Here is a 4844-nt window from a genome sequence, read left to right on the forward strand (position 1 = left end):
TGCGGCCGGCGCCGCCGCGCGCCGGGCCACGGCCCGCGCCTCGTCCACCGCCCATGCCACGACCCGCCGAGCGTCCCCGCTCCTCCTCCATCTCCCCATCCGCTTCGTATTCGCCAGCCCACTCCTCCTCGTCCTGCATGCCGCCAAGTTCCAGCGTTTCGAAACTGCCGTATTCGTCGTTCATGTCAGCTCCCGTACAAGTTCGTCCAACGTGGCGGCCGCCCGCTCGATCTCGGCGGCCGTATGGTCCGCGCGCAGCAGGAAGGTCAGCCGCGCCGCGTTGCCCCGGCACTGCGGCAGCGCCAGCACGCCCCGCCGCCGCAGCGCCCCATGCAATTCAGCCAGATTGCTGCCCGCCGGCAGACGCACTGTCTGCACCGGAAAGGCACCGCCCGTGCAGGCCAGCCCCATCGCCGCCAGAGCCGCGCGGAACTGGCCGATGCGCCGGGCCAGGGCACGCCGCAGGGCATCGCCACGAGCCGCGTTGAGCCGCAGGGCATTGCGCGCCGCGTGCACCGCGGCCAGCGAAGGCGGGCTGGCGTGCAGCCGGGTGTCGCTGTCGGCCTCGAAACGGTCGATCAGGGCCCTGCTCCCCGCCAGCACCGCCATCGGCACGCCGAAGCCCTTGGCCAGGGACGCCCCCACCACCATGGCGTTGGCGGCGTGCCCGCGCGCCAGGCCTGCCGCCACCAGCGAGCCGCCGCCGTGGCGACCGAGTACGCCCAGCGCCTGCGTGTCGTCCAGCACCAGCAGGCCACCGGCCCTTGCCGCCAGCGCCGCGTAAGCCGACAGGGGCGGCGGGCCGGTGCCGCCCGGGCTGTAACCGTCGGCCAGTACCACGGGCCGCCGGCCGGCGTCACGCCAGTACTTCACCTGCCGGGCCAATTCGGCCACGTCGCCGTGCCGGAAGCGGCGCAGCGGCAGGCCCATGCCGGCTGCCCGTTCGGCGCCCCAGCAGGCCACCGGGTAGGCGGCTTCGTCGACCAGCACGGCCAGCCGTTCGCGCCCCAGCATGCCGAACAGGTCCCAGAACAGGTGCAAGGTGGACGGCAGCAGGGTCGCTGCCGCGCAGCCCTGCAGGTGCGCCAGTTCGCGCGCCACGGCGGCGGCCCCCGGCACTTCCTGCAGGGCCGCCGGCTTGCCCAGGGTGAGCGCCGGCCAGCCGTCCAGCGCCCACGTAGGATGGCGCATGCCCAGGTACAGGGCGCTGGTGAAGTCGGCCGGGGCGCCGGCACTCACGCGCCGCGCTGCTGCTGGGCCAGGCGCTGCCGCAGCAGCAGCGATGGCAGCATCGCCTCCTCGGCCGGATTGACCGCGTCAATCGACAGGTCGACGCCCGTGGCGGCGCGGTAGGCGTGGATGTAGCCCTGCGCCTGCGGGCGCCAGAAGCGCGCCCAGTTGAAGGCCTGGGTGGCTTCGTACACGTCGCTCCAGTGGCCGAAGCGAATCGACAGCAGCAGCTGCTCGCCGAAGATGGCCAGGTTCCGGAAGTGCATCACGCTCGTGTCGCTCCACGTCTGCAGCTTCTTCATCGCGTCGACCCGGTCCATCCACGGTTCCGGATATGCCACCATCACGCGGGTGGGCAGGAATTCGCGGAATTCCGGCCGCGCCAGCAGCCACTGCTGCATCAGCATCTCGATGCGGGCTGTGGACGGCAGATCGCCGTACTGGTTGTGCGCGCCCTGCGACAGGATCAGGTGCACTTCCTTCAGCGCGTTCAGGATCGGGAAGGCATCGGCCTTGACGGTGGTGTCGTCGTCCTGCCGGTAGAAAGCCGTCAACAGCCGCAGCAGGTGATGGAAGGCTTCCAGGAACTTCGAGCGGCTGTCGGCCGCGCGCATATTGCGCACCGCCTTGCCGTCGAGCCGGATGCCGTAGTGATGGTCGTACTCATAGTTGCGGCGCACCACTGTCAGGCGGTGCTGCTCGTCCTGCGTATAACCCCACAACAGGTTGTTCAGGGGCCGCAGCATGTCGATTTCCGTGTTCGCCAGCGGATCGGTGACCTGCGGCCCGCGCAGGTTCTGGAAGCGCTGCGTGATGACGTTCATCGTCTGCACCAGCATGCCCTCCTCCTGCCAGTAGTTCCAGATCAATTCGATCAGGCAGGGGTTGGCCAGCCGGTCCTGGATGATGCCGAAGCACAGCTCGGCCTCCTCGTTCTGGTTCGGCACGAGGATCGGCACGTCCGGCAGCTTGCGGCGGATCACGGCCAGATAGGGCAGCATCTTGGTGCCGCCCACCGATTCCAGGTAGTCCTGCACCAGGGTGTCTTCCAGGCTGCCGCCGGACGGGATGTCGCGGCGGTCCAGGTAGGCGTTGTCGTTGACAGGGTCGAATGCGAACGGCGAGCGCAGCACGCCGCAGTTGACCATGACGAAGGCCTCCGTGGCGGCCTTCAGCACGCGGTAGGCTTCCGAATCCGTGAACGGCAGCGCGCGCCGGCCCTTCAGCGCCTTGTAGGCGGCCGTCTTGGCGCCGAAGCGGGCGTTCTCGAAGCCGGTCGCGTCGCCCGTGGTAGCGCAGAACAGCTGGTCGAGGAAATCCATGTAGTTGTTGAAGGACAGGGCCTCGGTGCTGTTGCGGATCAAGGTCCACAGGGCCAGGTCCTCGGTCGGCTCGGTCTCCGTGCGCGACAGCGACACGCCGATATTGCCCGAGATGGGCTGGGGCGTACGTTCCTCCGCGTCGAAGGCGGCGTTCAGCCCGAGGCGCGCGCCGCCATTGCCGCCGTCGGACGCAGCAGCGGCAACGATGCCCGGCGTCGACACGACCTGGCCGGCGCGGCGCGCGAACACCAGGTCGCCGGCGAAGCGGTAGCGGCCCGGCTTGCGCAGCAGTTGCGCGGCGGAGTAGCTCTGGCCGGACCGGGGCTGCCACGGTTCGTCCACTTCCAGCACCACGTCATCGCCGACTGCCTTGTCGACGCCGCGGAACGCGACGTCGACGATGGCGCGGTTGCCGACGAAGGCGCCGTCCGTGCGGGTGGACTGGCCCGGCGGCTCGAACGACAGGTTGACCACGGGGTCGATGTCGAGGTCCATGAACATCTCGTGCATCGTGTTGGCGTCCACCTTCGTCATGCCCACCACCGGCTGGTTGTCGATAAAGGGCGTGACATGGTCGAAGGCGACGAAGTGCACGCCCGGTTCCAGGTTGGTGAACGTGACGATGCCATGCTCGCCCGTCCGGTCCACCTTCAGTTCCTCGTGCACGTTCGGTTCCCAGTTCAACAGGTGCGCCTGGCCGGACGTTTCCAGCACCACGCCCTGGGCATCGCGGCCCCGGTACAGGCGCAGGGTGGCGCCCACCAGCGGAATGCCGCTGCCCAGGTCGCGCACCGTCACCTTGATCGTTCCATTCTGCTGCGCGGGGCCGGCCGCGCCTGCCCTGGCCAATTTCCTGGTACTCATGTCGATCTCCTCATGGTGAATCACTCAATCCCGCCGCCCGCCGGCACCATGCCGCGCGCCCCGGCCTGCAATGCATTCTTCATCGCCCAGTGCGTCAGCAGCCGCTCCAGCAGCACGCTTTCGTCTTCCGGCGCCAGTTCGCCATCGGCCCGGGCCTGGCCGATCACGGCCAGCACCAGCGCCGGCGCGCTGTCGTACATGCGCTGCGGCGCCGCGTGCCACCAGCGGAACAGGCGTGCCAGCACGGCCGGCTGGCGCTCGCGCACGGCCATGGCCTCGGTCAGCGAGGCACCGCGCAAGGCACGCGGCCGGTGGTTGGCCAGCAGCGCGGCCATCGCCGGCAGGCTGGCCGTCAGTTCCAGCATCAGCTCGCGGTCCGGCAGCGACAGGCCGGCCAGCGGATAATAGGCATCCCACGTCGCCTCGATGCGCGACCACTGCGGGTGCGGATACAGCAGCCGCCCCAGCGCGCAACTGAGCTTGACGCGCAGCCACGGCACGGGGTGGGGATCGTCGCCGTTCAGGCGGAACACGAACACGCGCGGCAGGCTGAGGACCCCGATCAGCCCGAGGGTCGCCACCACGCCCACCTTGGCCAGCGACCAGAAATCGGCCACCACTTCCGACACCCACCGCTCCCACAGCCGCCACACCCGGGGCGGGCCGCTGCCGCCATGCTGCAGGGCCTGCAGCACCGGCCGCAGCGAGGCCACCAGGTCGAGCAGCGCGGCGCCCTGGTGGCCCACCTCGTGCACCAGCGACGAAGCGATGCTGCTGCCGATCATCCTTTCGCGCGGCACGCGGATGATGGCGACGGGGTTTTCGCCGCCGCCCGGCAGGCGCGTGCGGGCCCGCCGGATCGCCGCGCCAGGGCCACGGTCCAGGTAGCACACCAGCGGCGGCGAGTCGAAGTAACGGCCCGGCAGGCGCAGTGCATCGGCCGAGACCACGTCCAGCCCGGCCAGCCAGACGCCGTTGCCATGCTCGCTGCGCTGCGTGACGACGTCGATGAACAGGTCGAACTGGGTCAGCGCGGCGTTGAACTGCAGGCGCACGAAGGTGAAACGCCGCTGCGCCTGGGCCGCCGTGGCCCGGCGCCCGCCAGGACCGTGCAGCCAGCCAAGGAACTGCCGCACCAGCGCGCGCAAGGTGCGCCGGCCCAGGGTCAGGTGGCGCTCGATGGCCCCCTGCGCCGCATCCGGCAGGGCCGCCGCCGGCACCATCGGCTCGATCAGCACGAAGGGCTGCATGCGGTCGACCCGGTTCAGCAGCGAGCGCGCTTCCTGCGCCAGCAGCCAGGCGGCGTAGGGACGCATGGCCGTCAGGCGCCGTACAGGACGATCTTGCGGCCCTGGCGCATCCAGCGGCCGCTGCTGGCGCCGCGCCCGCCCTGCTGGGAGCGGCCCTGGCCGCCGCCCGCGCCACCCT

4 protein-coding genes are annotated in these 4844 nt (G+C 70.5%); all 4 read right to left on the reverse strand.

Annotation, left to right across the window (positions count from 1 at the left end):
• Positions 1–184, reverse strand: a 184-nt coding sequence (locus GM672_RS27090; RefSeq protein WP_211517449.1) for a hypothetical protein, incomplete at its 3' end; no start/stop codon positions are given.
• Complete coding sequence (locus GM672_RS27095) at positions 181–1239, reverse strand: aminotransferase class I/II-fold pyridoxal phosphate-dependent enzyme (protein WP_211517450.1); 1059 nt, start codon at positions 1237–1239, stop codon at positions 181–183. The genes GM672_RS27095 and GM672_RS27090, both read right to left, overlap by 4 nt.
• On the reverse strand, positions 1236–3416 hold the full coding sequence (locus GM672_RS27100) for an 8-amino-7-oxononanoate synthase (protein WP_155473607.1): 2181 nt from the start codon (positions 3414–3416) through the stop codon (positions 1236–1238). Before GM672_RS27100 ends, GM672_RS27095 begins: the two co-directional genes overlap by 4 nt.
• A gap of 20 nt (positions 3417–3436) precedes the next feature.
• Positions 3437–4732 carry a hypothetical protein gene (locus tag GM672_RS27105; protein ID WP_170300276.1) on the reverse strand — a complete coding sequence of 432 codons (1296 nt, stop codon included), beginning with the start codon at positions 4730–4732 and terminating at the stop codon, positions 3437–3439.
• Positions 4733–4844: the final 112 nt, after the last annotated feature.

It is taken from the genome of Pseudoduganella buxea (genome assembly GCF_009720835.1).
GTDB lineage: Bacteria > Pseudomonadota > Gammaproteobacteria > Burkholderiales > Burkholderiaceae_D > Rugamonas > Rugamonas buxea.